Below are 16011 nucleotides of genomic sequence, written 5' to 3' on the forward strand. Positions count from 1 at the left end.
ACACCCGGCGGCCGGGCGGGAACCGGGTACCGGGCGACACCCGGCGGCTGAGCAACGCGTGCACGGGCGTGCCGGGGTGCGCGTGCGACGATGGGGCCATGTCCGACGACACGGTGGTGGTGTGGGACGAGTCGCTGCTCGCCTACGACATGGGGGACCATCCCCTCGACCCGGTACGGGTGGAGCTGACCTTCGCCCTGGCCCGGGAGCTGGGTGTCCTGGCGCGCCCCGGGGTGCGGCTGGTGAAGCCGGAGCCGGCCGACGACGCGCTGCTGAGCCGGGTGCACGACCCGCGCTACCTGGCCGCGGTGCGGGCCGCCCCCCGCGATCCGCTCTTCGCCGGCTTCGGGCTGGGCACCTCGGACAACCCGGTCTTCGAGGGGATGCACGAGTCGAGCGCGCTGGTCACCGGCGCGACGGTGGCGGCGGCGGAGGCGGTCTGGCGGGGCGAGGCCCGGCGGGCGGTCAACGTGGCCGGCGGCCTGCACCACGCCATGCCGGCCCGGGCCGCCGGGTTCTGCGTCTACAACGACCCGGCGGTGGCCATCGCCCGCCTGCTCGACCTGGGCGCCGAGCGGGTCGCGTACGTGGACGTGGACGTGCACCACGGCGACGGGGTGCAGCAGGTCTTCTGGAACGACCCCCGGGTGCTGACGGTCAGCGTGCACGAGACGCCGCTGGCGCTCTTCCCGGGCACCGGCTTCCCCGACGAGACGGGCGGGCCGGGTGCCGTGGGCAGCGCCGTCAACGTCCCGCTGCCGCCCGGTGTGGACGACGCCGGCTGGCAGCGCGCCTTCCACGCGGTCGTGCCGTCGGTGCTGCGCGCGTTCCGGCCGCAGGTGCTGGTCACCCAGTGCGGCGCCGACGGGCACCGGCTCGACCCGCTCGCCGACCTGAACCTCTCCGTCGACGGGCAGCGCGCCACCTACCTGGCCCTGCGGGCGCTCGCCGACGAGCTCTGCGAGGGCCGCTGGGTGGCCACCGGCGGCGGCGGGTACGCGCTGGTGGAGGTGGTGCCCCGGGCCTGGACGCACCTGCTCGCGGTGGCGGCCGGGGAGCCGATCGACCCGGCGACGCTGACCCCGCCGGCGTGGCGGGAGCTGGCCGCCGCGCGCCGGCCGGGCCGGCAGATCCCGCTGCGGATGACCGACGACGTCGACCCGGCGTACGAGCCGTGGCAGCCGACCGGCGAGCCGAGTGCCGTGGACCGGGCGATCGCGGCGGCCCGCAAGACCGCCTTCCCGCTGTTCGGGCTCGACCCGTACGACCCGCGGGACTGATCAGGCCGGGGAGGGCCGCACAGGTGACCACGGTGGACCAACCGGTGGACGTGCTGCTCAGCGACGGCACCACCGTGCAACTGCGCCCGATCCGTCCGTCGGACGCGCCGGGCATCGTGGCGATGCACTCGCGCTTCTCCGAGCGCACCCGTTACCTGCGCTACTTCTCGCCGTACCCGCGCATCCCGGAGCGGGACCTGCAACGCTTCGTCAACGTCGACCACCGCGACCGGGAGGCGTTCGTGGTGCTGGTCGGCGACCGGATCGTCGCCGTCGGCCGCTACGAGCGGCTCGGCCCGCAGGCGCCCGAGGCCGAGGTGGCGTTCGTCGTCGAGGACGCCTACCAGGGCCGGGGCATCGGCTCGGTGCTGCTGGAGCACCTGGCCGACGCGGCGCGCCGCAACGACATCGCCAACTTCGTGGCGGAGGTGCTCCCGGCCAACGGCACGATGCTGCGGGTCTTCTCCGACTTCGGCTACCAGGTCCAGCGGCAGTTCGCCGACGGCGTGGTGCACCTGACCTTCCCGATCGCCCCCACCGACGCCACGCTGGAGGTGCAGCGCGGCCGGGAGCACCGCACCGAGGCCCGCTCCATCGCCCGGCTGCTCGCCCCGCGCGGCGTCGCCGTCTACGGCGCCAGCGCCTCCGGGCAGGGTGTCGGCGCGGCGGTGCTCGGGCACCTGCGCGACGGCGGCTACCCGGGCGCGGTGGTCCCGGTGCACCCGAGCGCGGCGACGGTGGCGGGGCTGCCCGCGTACCCCTCGGCGGTGGTCGCCGGCGTGCCGGTCGACCTGGCCGTGGTGGCGGTCCCACCCACGGCGGCCGGGGAGGTGGTGGCCGACGCGGCCGACGCGGGCGCGCACGGCCTGGTGGTCATCTCGGCGGGCTTCGCCGAGGCCGGCGGCGAGGGCGCGGCCGCGCAGCGGGCGCTGGTCCGCGCGGCGCACGCGGCGGGCATGCGCGTTATCGGCCCGAACTGCCTGGGGGTGGCGAACACCGACCCGGCGGTACGCCTCAACGCCACCCTCGCCCCACGGCTGCCGGTGCCCGGCCGGGTGGGCATCTTCAGCCAGTCCGGCGCGTTCGGGGTGGCGCTGCTGGCCGAGGCCGACCGGCGCGGGCTCGGGCTGTCCAGCTTCGTCTCGGCCGGCAACCGGGCCGACGTCTCCGGCAACGACCTGCTCCAGTACTGGCAGGACGACCCCGGCACCGACGTGATCATGTTGTACCTGGAGACCTTCGGCAACCCGCGCAAGTTCGCCCGGCTGGCCCGCCGGATCGGCCGGGACAAGCCCGTCGTGGCGCTCGCCTCGCCGGCCCGCCCGCCGGGGGTGGGCGACTCCGCCGGCCCGGACGAGGTGGCGGTCGCCGCGCTGTTCGCCCACTCGGGCGTGATCCGGGTGGACACCGTCGCCGAGCTGCTCGACGTCGGGGTGCTGCTGGCCCACCAGCCGCTGCCGGCCGGGCCGCGGGTCGGCGTGGTCGGCAACTCCTCGGCGCTGACGGGGCTGGCGGCCACCGCCTGCGCCGCGCAGGGGCTCACCGTCGCCCGCGGCTATCCGCGCGACGTCGGCCCGCGCGCCGGCGTGGCCGAGTTCGCCGCCGCGCTCGCCGGGACGGGCGCCGACGACGAGGTGGACGCGGTGGTGGTGGTGTTCGCCCCGCCGCTGCCCGGCCAGCTCGCCGACACGGAGGCGGACTTCACGGCCGCGCTGCCGAGCGCGTTCGCCGCCGGCAAGCCGGCCGTGGCGACGTTCCTGGCCGGCCGGACACCCGCCGGGGTGCCCGCCTATCCGACCGTCGAGGAGGCCGTCCGCGCCCTCGCCCGGGTCACCGCGTACGCCGACTGGCTGCGCCGGCCCGCCGGGGTGCCGCCGGAGCTGCCCCGGGTGGACCGGGAGGCGGCGCACGCCGCCCTGCGCCCGGAGGCCCTCGACCCGGCGGGACTGCTCGCGGCGTACGGCATCGACGTGGTCGAGTCGGTGCCGGCGCGCTCCGCCGTCGAGGCCGTCGACGCGGCGACCCGGCTGGGTTTCCCGGTGACCCTCAAGGCCGCCGCCCCCGGCCTGCGGCACCGGCTCGACCTCGGCGCGGTCCGGCTCGACCTGCCCGACGCGGCCACGGTCCACCGCGCGTACGCGGAGATGTCGGCGGTCTTCGGCGCGGACGTCCTGGTGCAGCCGATGGTCCCGCCCGGGGTGGCCTGCGTGGTCGAGCTGGTGGAGGACCCGGCGTTCGGGCCGGTGGTCGGCTTCGGGCTCGGCGGCGTCGCCACCGAGCTGCTCGGCGACCGGGCCTGGCGGGCGGTGCCGCTGACCGACCTGGACGCGGCCGAGCTGGTCGACGAGCCCCGGGCGGCGCCGCTGCTGCGCGGGCACCGGGGCGCGGCGCCGGTGGACCGGGCGGCCCTGGCGGACCTGCTGCTGCGGGTCGGGCGGCTCGGCGACGAGCAGCCCCGGGTCCGCGCGTTGACCCTCAACCCGGTGCTCGCCCGCCCCGACGGCATCTCGGTGCTGCACGCCACGGTCCGGGTCGGTTCCGCCGCGGCCCGCCCCGACACCGGCCCCCGCCGGTTGTGAGAAGGCCACCTTCCGCACCGCCGGCGGAGGCATCCTCCCGGCCGCGGGGCGGTCAGGCCCGGTCGGAGATCTGCTGCACGGCCCAGGCGTTGCCGTCGGGGTCGGCGAAGTGGACGAAGCCGACGTTGTCCAGCGGGTCCGGCACCGGGCGGGGATTCTCGCCGATCACCTGGATCTCGCTGACGTCGACGCCGCGCCCGACCAGCTCCGCCCGCGCCCGGCGCAGGTCGGGCACGACCAGTTGGAGGCCCTTGAGGGAGCCGGGCGGCATGTCCGGCACCACCCCCTTGCCGATCACGATCGAGCAGCCGGAGCCGGGCGGGGTCAGCTGCACGATCCGTGCGTCGTCGTTGATCACCGTGTCGTGGTCGACGACGAAGCCGAGCTGGTCGGCGTAGAACGACTTGGCCCGGTCCACGTCGGAGACCGGCACGATCACCACTTCCAGGGTCCAGTTCACACCCGTTGGTAGCCCGTCGGGCGCCCCGGGTCAAGGACCACGGCCCGGACGGACGCGGGGCCCCGGCGAACCGCCGGGGCCCCGCGTGGTCCGGGAAACGTCAGCAGGCGTACGCCTCCAGGCGCTGCGCCCGCTCCGGGTCACGCAGCTTCAGCAGGGTCACCTTCTCGATCTGCCGGATCCGCTCCCGGGACAGGCCGAACTCCCGACCGACCTCGTCGAGGGTGCGCTGCCGGCCGTCGTCGAGGCCGAAGCGGAGCCGGATCACGGCCTGTTCCCGCTGGGAGAGGGTGGAGAGCACGATGCTCACCTCGTTGCGCAGCTCGCCCTGCGCGGCGGCGTCGCCCGGCTCGGCGCTCGGGTCGACGGCGGCGACGAAGTCGCCGAGCGCGCTCTCGCCGTCCTCACCGACCGCCTGGTCGAGGCTCACCGGCTCCCGGTCGTACGAGATCAGCTCGATGACCTGGAACTCCGGGATGTCCATGGCCCGGGCGACCTCGGCGACGGTGGGCTCGCGGCCCAGCGAGACGGAGAGCTCGCGGCGGGCCCGGACCATGCGGTTGACCTGCTCGACCATGTGCACCGGGATGCGGATGGTGCGCGCCTGGTCGGCCATGGCCCGGGTGATCGCCTGCCGGATCCACCAGGTGGCGTACGTGGAGAACTTGTAGCCCTTGGCGTAGTCGAACTTCTCGACCGCGCGGATCAGGCCGAGGTTGCCCTCCTGGATCAGGTCGAGGAAGGCCATGCCGCGACCGGTGTATCGCTTGGCGATGCTCACGACCAGGCGCAGGTTCGCCTCCAGCAGGTGGTCCTTCGCGGCGCGGCCCTGCGCGACGATCAGCTCCAGGTCGGTCCGCAGCTCCGTCGAGACGGGGGTGCAGGTCGCCAGTTTCTCCTCGGCGAACAGGCCGGCCTCGATCCGCTTGGCGAGGTCGACCTCCTGGGCGGCGGTCAGCAGCTTCGTCCGGCCGATCCCGTTCAGGTATGCCCGGACCAGGTCCGTGGAGACGCCGCGCTCGTCGGTGGCGTCGAGGTCGGTCAGGGTGTCGGTGGCGCTCGCGGCCTCGGTGGTGCCGGCCGGGCGCGTCCGGTGCTCCGTCATCTGCAGGGCCATCTCAGTCTCTCCCCGTGTCCACGTCTGTGCCGTTGGATCCGGCCCAGTGGTGCCGGTGTGACACACAGCTTGGCGGGCGGGGCGTGAAACGGGAGTGAGGCGATCGGGGACCCGACACGAATTCCGTCGATGTCCTGCTCAGCGTGGCCGACTCGTTGCCGAGCGCTGGTTGCCGCAGGCGGTTACCGTGCCAGCGGTCGGCCCGCACGGCCGGCCCGCCGGCGACGTCGGCGTACCGAACAGGTTGTGGAGGGTGTCGTGGTCTTCAAGCGGCTCATGCAGGCGATGGGTGTGGGTGGCCCGTCGGTGGAAACCGTGCTGACGAATCCGAACTGCCGCCCCGGCGGCCAGTTGGAGGGCGTCATCCACGTGGCCGGCGGCGACCACCCCGTCGACGTGTCGTACGTCGCCCTGGGCCTGGTCACCCGGGTCGAGGTCGAGAGCGGCGACAACGACTACGAGACCACGCAGGAGTTCCACCGGCAGGCCGCGACCGGCGCGTTCCGGCTCGACCCGGGGCAGCGGCACGACGTCCCGTTCCGCTTCGCCGTGCCGTGGGAGACGCCGCTCACCGAGCTGTACGGGCAGCACCTGCACGGGATGACGATGGGGCTGCGTACGGAGCTGGAGGTGGCCCGCGCGGTCGACAAGGGCGACCTGGACGCGGTGGCGGTGCACCCGCTGCCGTCCCAGCAGAAGATCCTGGAGGCGTTCCTGCGGCTGGGCTTCCGGTTCGCCCGGGCCGACGTGGAGCGGGGCCACATCTACGGCGTGCGGCAGAGCCTGCCGTTCTACCAGGAGATCGAGTTCTACCCGGCGCCGCAGTACGCCGGGGCGATCAACCAGCTGGAGGTCACCCTCGTCACCGACCCCCAGCAGGTCCAGGTGGTGCTGGAGCTGGACAAGCGCGGCGGTCTGTTCACCGAGGGCCGGGACGCCTTCGGTCGCTTCGCCGTCGACCACGCCACCGCCGAGCGCACCGACTTCACCCCCCAGCTCGACGGCTGGATCCGCCAGTCGCTCCAGCGCCGCGGCCTCTTCTCCTGACGCGGTGCGCGCCGGGCGGTCAGGCCCAACCGTGGCGCGCGGCGTGCCAGCCGAGCTGCATCCGGGTCTCCACGCCCGCGAGGTCCATCAGGTGCCGCAGGCGCCGCTGGAGGGTCCGCAACGACAGGTCGAGCTGGGCGGCGACGACCGGGTCGGTGAGCCCGGCCAGCAGCAGCGCCAGGATCCTCCGGTCCAGCTCGGTCGGGCCGTCGGCCGCCTGCGCGGCGGTCCCGTCGTCGGCGGGGTCGGTCAGGGCCGTCGAATCGAGCGGGTGGGCGTGCCGCCACACGATCTCGAACAGCGCGTCCATCGCCGCCAGCAGCCCGGTGCGGTGCAGCAGCACCGCGCCGGGCTCGCCACCGGGCGTGGCGGTCAACGGCACCAGGGCCAGTTCCGCGTCGGCCAGGATCAGCTTGATCGGCAGGTGGTCGACCACCCGCACCTGGACGCCGTCGCGCAGCGACTCCAGCGTCTCGGCGACCACCCCCGGTTCGGCCAGCGTCGGCCGGTCGATCACCACCCGGAAGCGCACCCCCTGGTTGACCACCGCCGACTCCACCGCGTTGGTGCCCGGCGGTACGGCGATGAACGGGGTGGTGACGAAGCTGCGCACCTCCGTGCGGGCGGCGTGCTGCACCTGCGCGAACCGGTGCCGGACGGCGTCGACGCCGCTGACCACCTCGATCAGCTCGTCGATCGTGCGTCCCGCGATCGACGACCGGTACTCCTCGGCGAGCGTGACCAGCGCGAGTTCCGCGCTGCGCAGCGCGCCCCGCTGCTCGCTGATCAGCGCCCCGAGCGCGACCGCGGGCGGCGCCACGGAGAACTGCCCGTCCGGGCCGCACTTCACCAGCCCGTACGCCGTCAGCTGCGACAGCGCCGCCTCGACCGTCGCCGCGGGCATCCGCAGGGCGTCGCCCAGCTCGGCCGGCCCGGCCTGGGCCCGCCGGACCAGCAGGCCGTAGACCGCCTCGTCCTCGGGGCTCAGGCCCAACGCGCCCAGCATCGGTGGCTGCCTCCCTCTGCCCGCTACGGCACGGAGAGTATGGGACATCGCCGCCGGTCCTGAACAGCCCGAAAGGCCCGGCCGGTCGTCGGGAAGGGCCCCGGGACGCGTACCGTCCCGGGGCCCCGCCAACCACTTCACCGCAGGCCGTAGGCCCGGATGAGTTCCTGCCGGATGCCGAAGCCGGCGTCCGTCGTGGCGCTGGCGCGCACCGACACGAAGCCGCCCGGCCGCTTCGGCAGCGTGAGCGAGCCGTCCCAGCGGTCACCCGTCCCCTTACTCAGGGTCACCTTCCGCCAGGTGGCGCCGTCGTCGTAGGAGACATCCAGGGTGACCGAAGTCACCGTCCCGGTTCCGGTGCCGCCCGGCTGCGGCCCGGCCTTGATGCTGATCCGCTGGCGGGTGCCCGCCCTGACGTCGCCGCGCAGGTCGGTCTCCAGCGCGTAGTCGAGCTGGAGCAGCGCGAACGGCACGAAGGTGTCGGCGTCGTTCGAGCCGGAGACGAAGTCCCACTCGGTGTGCGTGCGGGTGGAGAGCCGCCACCGCTCGGCCGGCCGCGAGGCGTCCAGCACCAGGCGGTACGGCAGCGTGCCGGCGGGCACCGGCGTCCACTGGAGGTCGGCGTTCCACTTGTTCTCGCCCACCAGCTTGTCGCCCTGGTAGAGCTTGAGGTTGGTCGGCACCGAGCCCCATTCGAGGTTGCCGCCGTGCTCCAGCACGTCGTCCGACGGGCTCCAGGCCTGCACGTTGAGGGTCAGGTAGTCCCGGTAGCGGCTGTTGCGCACCCCGAACGCCCGGCTGAAGGCCGGCCGGGCGGCCGGCGCGAACCAGTCCAGCCTGGTCGTGCTGCCCCTGGCGTACGTGTTGAGGTAGGCCGTGTCGGTCCAGCCGCCCTGGTCGTGCACCTCGTGCCAGACGACGTCGGGCGTGACCCACTCGGTGCGGGTGCCCGGGTGCGACTCGGCCTCCTGGAAGCCGAACGAAGGACTGAAGACCATGTCGTAGCGGTAGCCGGCGCCGGGGGAGTCGACGGCCGCGTGGTAGCGGGCGTCGATGCGGCCCAGGTCGCGCTGCCGAGGGTGGTAGGCGAGCGGCTGGTCCGGCACCTGCCCGGGCCAGACCCGGGCCAGGTCGTAGACGTAACCGGCGTACGGGACCCGGGTGACGGTCAGCTTCCGCGGCCCGCCCCGGGTCGCCGCGATCAGCTGCCTCCCGGCGTCACGGTGCACGGTGGCGACGGGGATGGCGGACTCGCCGACGTACTCGTTGAGGATGCCGGCGCCGTCGTTGACGACCAGCAGCAGCTTCGCGCCGGCCGCCGCCGCGGCGGCGGCGCGGGCGGTCGGGTCGACCGCGTCGCTGCGGGTCACCACCACGGCCCGGCCCTTGACGTCGAGGCCGGCGTACTCGCCCGGGGCGCCGGTGCCGGCGTGGACCGGGCGCAGCGTCTCCGTGCCGGCGGTGACGGTGCTGCCCGGCTGGACCGTGGCGTCGATCGGGGGCTGGCCGGGGATGCGCAGGCTCAGCATCGGCTCGCCCTTGCGCCACCGCGCCGCCATGGTGAACGAGACGTTGCTGACCCGCTCCGTGGGCAGGACGTACAGGTCGTCGTAGCGCACCGGCAGTTGGTACGCCGCCCGGAAGTCGCTGCCCTCGTCGTACCCGACCGTGTAGTCCAGCCGGCGCTGCCGGTCCTCCGTCCGCTCCGGGGCGGTGGTGTCGAGCAGGCGTGCCCGGCGCGCGTCCAGCACCACCTCGGCGTCGCGGTCCAGCACGGTCTCCGGGTCCACCAGCAGGGCGAACCCGAGGCGGTCGGGCCGCTCGCCGGGCACGTCGAGTACCGTCTCCACCGTGTAGGTCCCCGGCGGCAGCCGCAGCGTCCGCTCGCCGGCGACGGGGTACTGCGAGGGGTTGCGGTCGCCGGCCCGGTTGACCACCACCACCGCGCTGGCGGGCTTGCCGTCCCGGTCGGTCAGCTTGATCGTCAGGTCGTGCCGCTCGGGCTCCTTGAGCAGGCCCAGCGCGGTACGGGTGACCGCCGTCCCGGTGGCGGCGTCGGTGCCGACCAGGTAGCCGGTCAGCTCACCGTGGGCGGCGCCGCGCGGGTCGCCCGTCACCGCGACGTCGGCGCTGCCGCCCGCCGGCACCGTCACCGAGGAGGCGCCCAGCGCGAACGGGCCCCCGCCGGTCAGGGCGAGGTCGAGGGTCATGGGGGTGGTGCCGGCGTTGGTGAAGGTCACCGACTTGGTGACCGGGGCGTCGGCCGGCTCGTGCGGCCAGTCGAAGTTGCCGAAGAACGCCGAGCCGGTGGCCCGTACGGCGGCGCGCACCGCCGCCGCCACGTCCAGCCGGCCGGTGCCCACCTGGTACGGCCGGTACTCGTCGGCCAGCCCCTTCGCGCTGCTCATCAGCGCGTCCTTGAGCTGCTGCCCGGACCAGTCCGGGTGCCGCTGCGCGAGGATCGCGGCGGCGCCGGCGACGTGCGGCGTGGCCATCGAGGTGCCGTCCATGCTCTGGTACGCGCCCTCGCCGGCGGACTGCTGCGAGCGGGCCGCCACGATCCCGACGCCGGGCGCGGCGAGGTCCGGCTTGAGCGCGCCGGTGCGGGCCAGCGGGCCGGTGCTGGAGAAGCCCGCCAGCGCGTCCTGCTTGTCGACCGCGCCGACCGTCAGCGCGCTCGGCGCGGTGCCGGGCGACCCGATGGTCTGCGGGCCGGAGTTGCCGGAGGCGACGACGAAGAGCGTGCCGTGCCGCGCGGACAGCGTGTCCACGGCGGCGGCCATCGGGTCGGTGCCGTCGGTCAGCGAACCGTCGCCGAGGCTCATGCTGACCACGTCGGCCCCGGACTCGACCGCCCACTGCATGCCGGCGATGATCCAGGAGTTGAGGCCGTACCCGCCGTTGTCGAGCACCTTGCCGACGATCAGGTCCGCGCCCGGGGCGACGCCCCGGTGGTCGCCGCCGGAGGCCGCGCCGGTGCCGGCGATCGTCGAGGCGACGTGGGTGCCGTGCCCGTTGACGTCCGAGGTGTCCTCGCCCGGCACGAAGCTGACCTTGTCGTCGATCTGGTCGGCCAGGTCGGGGTGGCCGGGGTCGACCCCGGTGTCGAGCACCGCGACGGTCACCCCGCTGCCGTCGTACCCGGCGGCCCACGCCGCGGGCGCGCCGACCTGGGGCACGCTCTCCTTCAGCGCCGCCGTCACCCGGCCGTCGAGCCAGAGCTTCGCCACCCCGCCGCCGAGGGCCCTGGCCGGCGCCGCCGCCGAGGCCGGCGCGACGGTGGACCAGAAGGCGCGGGCCTGCTTCTTCTCGGTGGACAGCGCCGCGCCCCCGACGCTGGGCAGGTCGCGGACCAGCTTCGCGCCGCGCGGCGGCGCCGGCTTCGCCGTGCGGGCCTTCGCCGGGGTGTACGCCGCGATCAGCGGCAACGTCTTGGTCTTCGCGTCGTCGTACCCCATCTCGATGAGGTCGGTGACGTTGAACAGCCGCCGGTCGAGCTTGTCGCTGTCCAGCAGCGGCAGGGCCTCGTCGGGCAGGACGTACAGGTCGTCGCCGCTCTGCCGGACACGCACGCCGCCGGTGGCGTTGTCGGGCCGGTCGACCTCGGCGGTGGCCTTGCCGTCGGCGAAGGTGGTCACGGTGACCACGTCGCCCGTGATCAGGGTGACGGTGTGGGTGTCCCGGGTGGCGGCCTGGGCGGCGGGGGACGGGGCGGCCGCCGTCGCCGGCGCCTGGATCGCGGCGAGGCCGGCCGCGACCATTCCGGTCGCCGCCGCGGCGGCGGTGAGCCGCCGTCTCGCGCGACCCCAGGTGAAGGGCTGTGAGGGGGTTGGCATGCGATGGTTCTACCGTCGTCGTTCCGCCCCCGGGAACAGTTGACGTCGGCGGGGTTGCGCCACGGCGCGACTCCGCCACCGGCACGGGTCAGAGTTCGAGCAGCACCGTGCGGGGGCCGACGTTGACGCTCTCGACCAGCATGTGGGCGCGGAAGCGGCCGGTCTCCACCTTCGCGCCCCGGGCGCGCAGCGCCTCCACGACCGCCGTCACCAGGGGCTCCGCGACCTCGGCCGGGGCGGCCGCCGTCCAACTCGGACGGCGACCCTTGCGGGCGTCGCCGTAGAGGGTGAACTGGCTGACCACCAGGACCGGCGCGCCGGTGTCCGCCGCGGACCGTTCCTCGTCGAGGATCCGCAGCTCATGCACCTTGCGCGCCATCGTGCGGGCGGTCTCGACGGTGTCGGTGTGCGTCACCCCGAGCAGCACCAGCAGCCCGTCGTCGATCGCGCCGACCACCTGGCCTTCGACCGTCACGGCGGCCCGGCCGACGGTCTGCACCACGGCCCGCATCAGTCGGCGACCGGTTCGATGAAGCCGCGCTCGACGAGGTGCGCGACGATCGGCCCGGCCGCCTCGGCCAGCTCGCCGGGAGCCACGTCGTGCGCGGCGGCGAGCAGGGCGAGCTGGTCGCGCAGCGGCAGCCGCCCGTCGGCCCCGCCGACCAGGGCCAGGACGAGCGGGTCGATCTCCTCGGTCCAGCGCAGGCCGTGCGGCATGGCCAGCACCTGCCGGTCCACCGCCCAGCCCTCGTCGCCCATGGTGGCCTCCTGTCGCAGCTGGAGGCCGTCGGCGGCCCGGAAGCGGGCGGCGAGCAGCCCGTCGGTGTCGCGGGCGCGGAGCCAGTCCTGGCGGTCGAACCACGCGCCGACCCGGTCGCCGAGCGGGGCCTCCACCCGCTGGCGCAGGTCCTCCACCCGCACGACCGGGTCGTCGTGGCCGGAGCGGCGCAGCGAGACGATGCCGAAGCCGACCGCCTCCACCTTGTGCGCGTCGAACCAGTCCAGCCAGTCCGCCATCCGGCGCGGGTCGGCCGCCTCGCCGACGTCGGTGAGCCACAGGTTGACGTACGCCATCGGGTCGGCCACCTCGCGCTGGATGACCCAGGCGTCCAGCCCCGTGCCGGCGAACCAGCCGGTCACCCGCTCGCCCCAGTCCTCCCCGGCGACGTGCACCCAGTTGGCCAGGTACTGCATGGTGCCGCCCTCGGTGAGCAGGCCGGGCGCGGCGGCGGCCAGCTCCGCGCCGATCGCGTCGCCCACCCGCCCCGAGTCGCGGTAGACGTGCGTGGTGGTGCCGGGGCCGACCACGAACGGCGGGTTGCTCACCACCAGGTCGAAGCGCCGCCCGGCCACGGGGGCCACCATGTCGCCGCGGAGCAGCTCCCAGTCCTGGCCGTTGAGTGCGGCGGTGGTGGCGGCGAAGCGCAGCGCCCGCGCCGAGAGGTCGGTGGCGGTGACCCGCCGCGCGTGGCCGGCCAGGTGCAGGGCCTGCACGCCGGATCCGGTGCCCAGGTCCAGCGCGGTTTCGACGGGCCGGCGGACCGTCGCGCCGATCAGCGTCTGCGTGGCCCCGCCGATGCCGAGCACGTGCTCGGAGTGCAGCGGACGGCCGGGGCGGGCGCTGGCGGGCACGTCGGCGAGCACCCACCAGTCGTCCCCGTACGGCTCCAGGTCCACGCCCATCCGCAGCCCGTCGCCGTGCCGCTCGACCAGGCCCCCGGCGAGCGCCTCGTCCAGCGACAGCGGCGCCAGCGCGGCGGCCACGGCGGCCTCCGGCTCGGTCTGCTCGCAGACGAACACCCGGATCAGGGTGCCGAGCGGGTCGCGGTCCTCGGTGGCCCGCAGCGCGGCCCGGAAGTCGTTGCGGGCCACCCCGCCGGTGGCCTGCGGGCCGAGCCGGGTGGCGATGCCGTTCGAGGTGAACCCGGCCCGGGTCAGCGCGGTCCGCAGCGCCTCGACGCCGGCGGGGGAGAGCAACATGTCGTGTCCGTCCACGTTGCCATCCTGCCTGGTGTCCGGCGCCGTCATGCGGCCACCCGGGCGAACGTCCGGCGCGGGTGTCGCCGTACCGGGACCGATGCGCGTGTCCCGGTACCCGCCGGTCCGGATGGTGACAGCATTGTCGCCATGACGCTCGCACTGCCCATCGACCCCGAGGCCAACCGGCTGCTGGAGCGCAGCCCGCTGGCGCTGCTCCTCGGCATGGTGCTCGACCAGCAGGTGCCGATGGAGAAGGCGTTCTCCTCGCCGTACGTGCTGGCGCAGCGGCTCGGGCGCGACCTGGACGCCCGGGAGCTGGCCGACCACGACCCGGAGGACCTGGTCGCCCTGTTCGCCCGGCCGCCGGCGCTGCACCGGTTCCCGAAGGCGATGGCGGCCCGGGTGCAGGAGGTGTGCCGGGCCCTCGTCGACCGGTACGACGGCGACGCCGCCCGGCTCTGGTCCGACGCGGCCGACGGCCGGGAGCTGCTGCGCCGTATCGGTGAGCTGCCCGGCTTCGGCGCGCAGAAGGCGCAGATCTTCCTCGCGCTGCTCGGCAAGCGGTTCGGGGTCACGCCGGCGGGCTGGCGGGAGGCGGCCGGCGGCTACGGCGAACCGGACGCCCACCGGTCGGTGGCCGACGTCACCGACGCGGAATCGCTGCGCCTCGTGCGCGAGTACAAGCAGCAGATGAAGGCGGCGGCGAAGGCGAAGGCCGCCGGGGGCTGACGCAACCGCACGTCGTGGCGGTCGTTGTAGCCAGGATGGCGACGACGGGCAGCCGATGACGGACGAACGCGGCGGGCGGTTACTGCGGCCCGAGGACAGCTCGCCCCGGGCCACCTTCCTGGAACTCTTCTTCGACCTGGTCTTCGTCTTCGCGCTGACCCGGGTGTCGCTGCGTCTGGTCGAGGGCACCGGAGGCTCCGTCGGGACTCTGCTCGCCGAGGTCGGGCGCACGGGCGTGCTCTTCCTGGCCCTGTGGCTGCTCTGGTCGATCACCACCTGGGTCACCAGCCGGTACGAGCCGGAGCACCCGGTGATCCAGTTCGTCGTGGTCGGGACGATGTTCGGCGCCATGGTGATGGCCGTGGCGCTGCCCCGGGCGTTCGAGGACCGGGCGCCCTCGTTCGTGCTGGCGTACCTGGCGGTGATGCTCGTCCGGCCACTGGTCATCGCCACGGCCCTGCGCCGCCACCCGCGCCGCACGGTCCCGCTGCGACTTCTCGCCTGGGCCGCCGCGGGGGGCGTGCCGTGGCTGGCGGGGGCGTTCGGGCCGGAGGAGCTGCGCCTGCCGCTCTGGGCGTTCGCCGTGGTCGTCGACTACGCGGGCCTGCTGCTCGGCTGGCCGCTGCCCCGGCTGGGGCCGGCGCGCACCTCCGGCTGGCTGATCGCCGGTGAGCACCTGGCCGACCGGTACCAGCAGATCTTCCTCATCTCGCTGGGGGAGACGATCCTGGTCATCGGGCTGACCTACAGCGGCGCGGAGTTCACCGCCGACCGGGCCGGCGCCTTCGCGACCGCCTTCGCCACCACGGCGCTGCTCTGGCGGATCTACTTCCACCGGGCGGGTCACCTGCTCGCCGAGGCGTTGCGGATGGCCCGGTCGCCCGGCCGGCTGGGCGCCTCCGCCGGTAGCACCCACCTGGCCATCGTGATCGGCGTGCTGAGCACCGCCGTCGGTTACGAACTGGTGATCGCGCACCCGCACGGGCGGACCGACCCGACCTGGCTGGTCTTCGTCGTCGGCGGTCCGGCGATCTTCCTGGCGGCCCGGGCCCGCTTCGAGTACGAGATCTTCGACCGGGTGTCCCGGTCGCGGGTCGCGGGCCTGCTGGTGCTGCTCCTGTTGTCGCCGGCGCTCACGCTGGGGTCGCCCACGATGGCGCTGGCGCTGGTCGCCCTGGTGCTGGCGGGGGTGGCGTCCGCCGACGCCTGGCGCAGCAGGGGGCGTCCGCCCGAGAATGCCGCGTCGCCGCTCGGGCACGGCGGGACCGGCGGGGGCGAGTTCCCCGCGCCGTGACCGGGCGGGTCAGGCGGCGGTCGGCCGGGAGAGGGCGGCCAGCGCCCGCCGGACGTCGGCGAGGGAGACCGTGGCCGAGTCGTCGAGGTCGGCCAGGCCGGCCTCGATCCACTGCCGCATGAGCGTGGTGACCCCGATGCCGCGCGCGTCGGCGGCGGCGCGGACCCGTTCGTACGTCTCCAGCGGCAGGCGCACCGAGCGGCTGACCATGGGGTCGTCGGTGTCGGGGGTGGGCAGCTCCACCGGCTGGCTTGCGTCGATCAGCTCCGCGAGCCGGTCACCGCCGCTGTGGAACTGCTTGGTCGCGTCGTTACGGTTCATCGTCACCGCCTCCTCATCGGCGAGATCTCCGCACGGCCTCGTCGTAGCGCTTCGCCTCGACGTCGCTCAGCTCACGGGCGGAGAGGATGTCCCAGTCGTTGTCGGTGCCGTCGGCCTCGGCGAGCAGCACGGCCAACCGGCGCCCCCGGCGGGCGGCGGCATAGACGACCATCACGTCGTCGCCGAGGTGCCGGATCACCCGGCGGGTGCTGTGCAGCGCCTCCCAGACTTCCCCGGGCGTGACGTCGTAGACCCTCAGGTTGGCCAACGCCTCGTCGGTGAAGCTGAACCTGCTGCCCACGGCGCGAGCGTACCACGCACGTAACACGAGGCCGGGTCGAGCGATTTTCGCTGATCACGCG

Annotated in this window: 13 protein-coding genes; 5 read left to right on the forward strand and 8 right to left on the reverse strand. The window is 74.7% G+C overall.

Features of this window, described 5'->3' with window-relative positions:
• Positions 1–98 precede the first annotated feature (98 nt).
• Together AB0883_RS01580 and AB0883_RS01585 are read left to right on the forward strand one after the other, a co-directional pair.
• Entirely contained in the window at positions 99–1280 is a 1182-nt protein-coding gene (locus AB0883_RS01580) for an acetoin utilization protein AcuC (protein ID WP_366638576.1), read from the forward strand.
• 23 nt (positions 1281–1303) lie between these two features.
• The gene (locus AB0883_RS01585) at positions 1304–3859 is read left to right on the forward strand and encodes a GNAT family N-acetyltransferase (protein ID WP_366638578.1); all 2556 of its coding nucleotides are present in this window, start codon (positions 1304–1306) and stop codon (positions 3857–3859) included.
• Between the two features lie 52 nt (positions 3860–3911).
• Here the strand turns inward: AB0883_RS01585 and AB0883_RS01590 are convergent, their stop codons facing one another.
• Positions 3912–4319: a VOC family protein gene (locus AB0883_RS01590; RefSeq protein WP_366638580.1), complete on the reverse strand. Its 408-nt coding sequence runs from the start codon at positions 4317–4319 to the stop codon at positions 3912–3914.
• Positions 4320–4419: 100 nt separating this feature from the next.
• Positions 4420–5424 carry an RNA polymerase sigma factor SigB gene (gene sigB, locus AB0883_RS01595; protein WP_366640218.1) on the reverse strand — a complete coding sequence of 335 codons (1005 nt, stop codon included), beginning with the start codon at positions 5422–5424 and terminating at the stop codon, positions 4420–4422.
• Positions 5425–5694: 270 nt separating this feature from the next.
• On the opposite strand from sigB, the gene AB0883_RS01600 reads away from it, so the two are divergent.
• Entirely contained in the window at positions 5695–6483 is a 789-nt protein-coding gene (locus tag AB0883_RS01600; RefSeq protein ID WP_366640219.1) for a sporulation protein, read from the forward strand.
• 19 nt (positions 6484–6502) lie between these two features.
• Here AB0883_RS01600 and AB0883_RS01605 read toward each other — a convergent pair whose 3' ends face one another.
• The 4 genes from AB0883_RS01605 to AB0883_RS01620 all read right to left on the reverse strand — a co-directional run bounded on the left by AB0883_RS01605 (position 6503) and on the right by AB0883_RS01620 (position 13320).
• On the reverse strand, positions 6503–7489 hold the full coding sequence (locus AB0883_RS01605; protein ID WP_366638582.1) for a transcriptional regulator TrmB: 987 nt from the start codon (positions 7487–7489) through the stop codon (positions 6503–6505).
• 137 nt (positions 7490–7626) lie between these two features.
• On the reverse strand, positions 7627–11325 hold the full coding sequence (locus tag AB0883_RS01610) for a S8 family serine peptidase (protein ID WP_366638584.1): 3699 nt from the start codon (positions 11323–11325) through the stop codon (positions 7627–7629).
• A gap of 88 nt (positions 11326–11413) precedes the next feature.
• Positions 11414–11836 carry a D-aminoacyl-tRNA deacylase gene (dtd, locus tag AB0883_RS01615; protein WP_366638586.1) on the reverse strand — a complete coding sequence of 141 codons (423 nt, stop codon included), beginning with the start codon at positions 11834–11836 and terminating at the stop codon, positions 11414–11416.
• Positions 11836–13320, reverse strand: coding sequence for a methyltransferase (locus AB0883_RS01620; protein ID WP_366638588.1), 1485 nt, complete (start codon positions 13318–13320; stop codon positions 11836–11838). Before AB0883_RS01620 ends, dtd begins: the two co-directional genes overlap by 1 nt.
• Positions 13321–13452: 132 nt before the next feature.
• Between AB0883_RS01620 and AB0883_RS01625 the strand changes: the two genes are divergently transcribed.
• Both AB0883_RS01625 and AB0883_RS01630 read left to right on the forward strand, forming a co-directional pair.
• Positions 13453–14034: an HhH-GPD-type base excision DNA repair protein gene (locus AB0883_RS01625; RefSeq protein WP_366638590.1), complete on the forward strand. Its 582-nt coding sequence runs from the start codon at positions 13453–13455 to the stop codon at positions 14032–14034.
• A 55-nt stretch (positions 14035–14089) separates the two neighbouring features.
• Positions 14090–15328 carry a low temperature requirement protein A gene (locus AB0883_RS01630; protein WP_366638591.1) on the forward strand — a complete coding sequence of 413 codons (1239 nt, stop codon included), beginning with the start codon at positions 14090–14092 and terminating at the stop codon, positions 15326–15328.
• A 9-nt stretch (positions 15329–15337) separates the two neighbouring features.
• Here AB0883_RS01630 and AB0883_RS01635 read toward each other — a convergent pair whose 3' ends face one another.
• Together AB0883_RS01635 and AB0883_RS01640 are read right to left on the reverse strand one after the other, a co-directional pair.
• Positions 15338–15649 carry a hypothetical protein gene (locus AB0883_RS01635; RefSeq protein WP_366638593.1) on the reverse strand — a complete coding sequence of 104 codons (312 nt, stop codon included), beginning with the start codon at positions 15647–15649 and terminating at the stop codon, positions 15338–15340.
• Between the two features lie 13 nt (positions 15650–15662).
• Positions 15663–15950: a hypothetical protein gene (locus AB0883_RS01640; RefSeq protein ID WP_225851882.1), complete on the reverse strand. Its 288-nt coding sequence runs from the start codon at positions 15948–15950 to the stop codon at positions 15663–15665.
• Positions 15951–16011 lie beyond the last annotated feature (61 nt).

It is taken from the genome of Micromonospora sp. NPDC047812 (assembly GCF_040704175.1).
In the GTDB taxonomy this organism is placed as follows: domain Bacteria; phylum Actinomycetota; class Actinomycetes; order Mycobacteriales; family Micromonosporaceae; genus Micromonospora.

What these genes read in the sequence shown, in the direction of transcription:
- AB0883_RS01625 (WP_366638590.1), top strand. Translation starts at nt 13,453, where the DNA reads ATGACGCTCGCACTGCCCATCGACCCCGAGGCCAACCGGCTGCTGGAG.
- AB0883_RS01610 (WP_366638584.1), bottom strand. Translation starts at nt 11,325, where the DNA reads ATGCCAACCCCCTCACAGCCCTTCACCTGGGGTCGCGCGAGACGGCGG.
- AB0883_RS01605 (WP_366638582.1), bottom strand. Translation starts at nt 7,489, where the DNA reads ATGCTGGGCGCGTTGGGCCTGAGCCCCGAGGACGAGGCGGTCTACGGC.
- AB0883_RS01635 (WP_366638593.1), bottom strand. Translation starts at nt 15,649, where the DNA reads ATGAACCGTAACGACGCGACCAAGCAGTTCCACAGCGGCGGTGACCGG.
- AB0883_RS01630 (WP_366638591.1), top strand. Translation starts at nt 14,090, where the DNA reads ATGACGGACGAACGCGGCGGGCGGTTACTGCGGCCCGAGGACAGCTCG.
- dtd (WP_366638586.1), bottom strand. Translation starts at nt 11,836, where the DNA reads ATGCGGGCCGTGGTGCAGACCGTCGGCCGGGCCGCCGTGACGGTCGAA.
- AB0883_RS01580 (WP_366638576.1), top strand. Translation starts at nt 99, where the DNA reads ATGTCCGACGACACGGTGGTGGTGTGGGACGAGTCGCTGCTCGCCTAC.
- sigB (WP_366640218.1), bottom strand. Translation starts at nt 5,424, where the DNA reads ATGACGGAGCACCGGACGCGCCCGGCCGGCACCACCGAGGCCGCGAGC.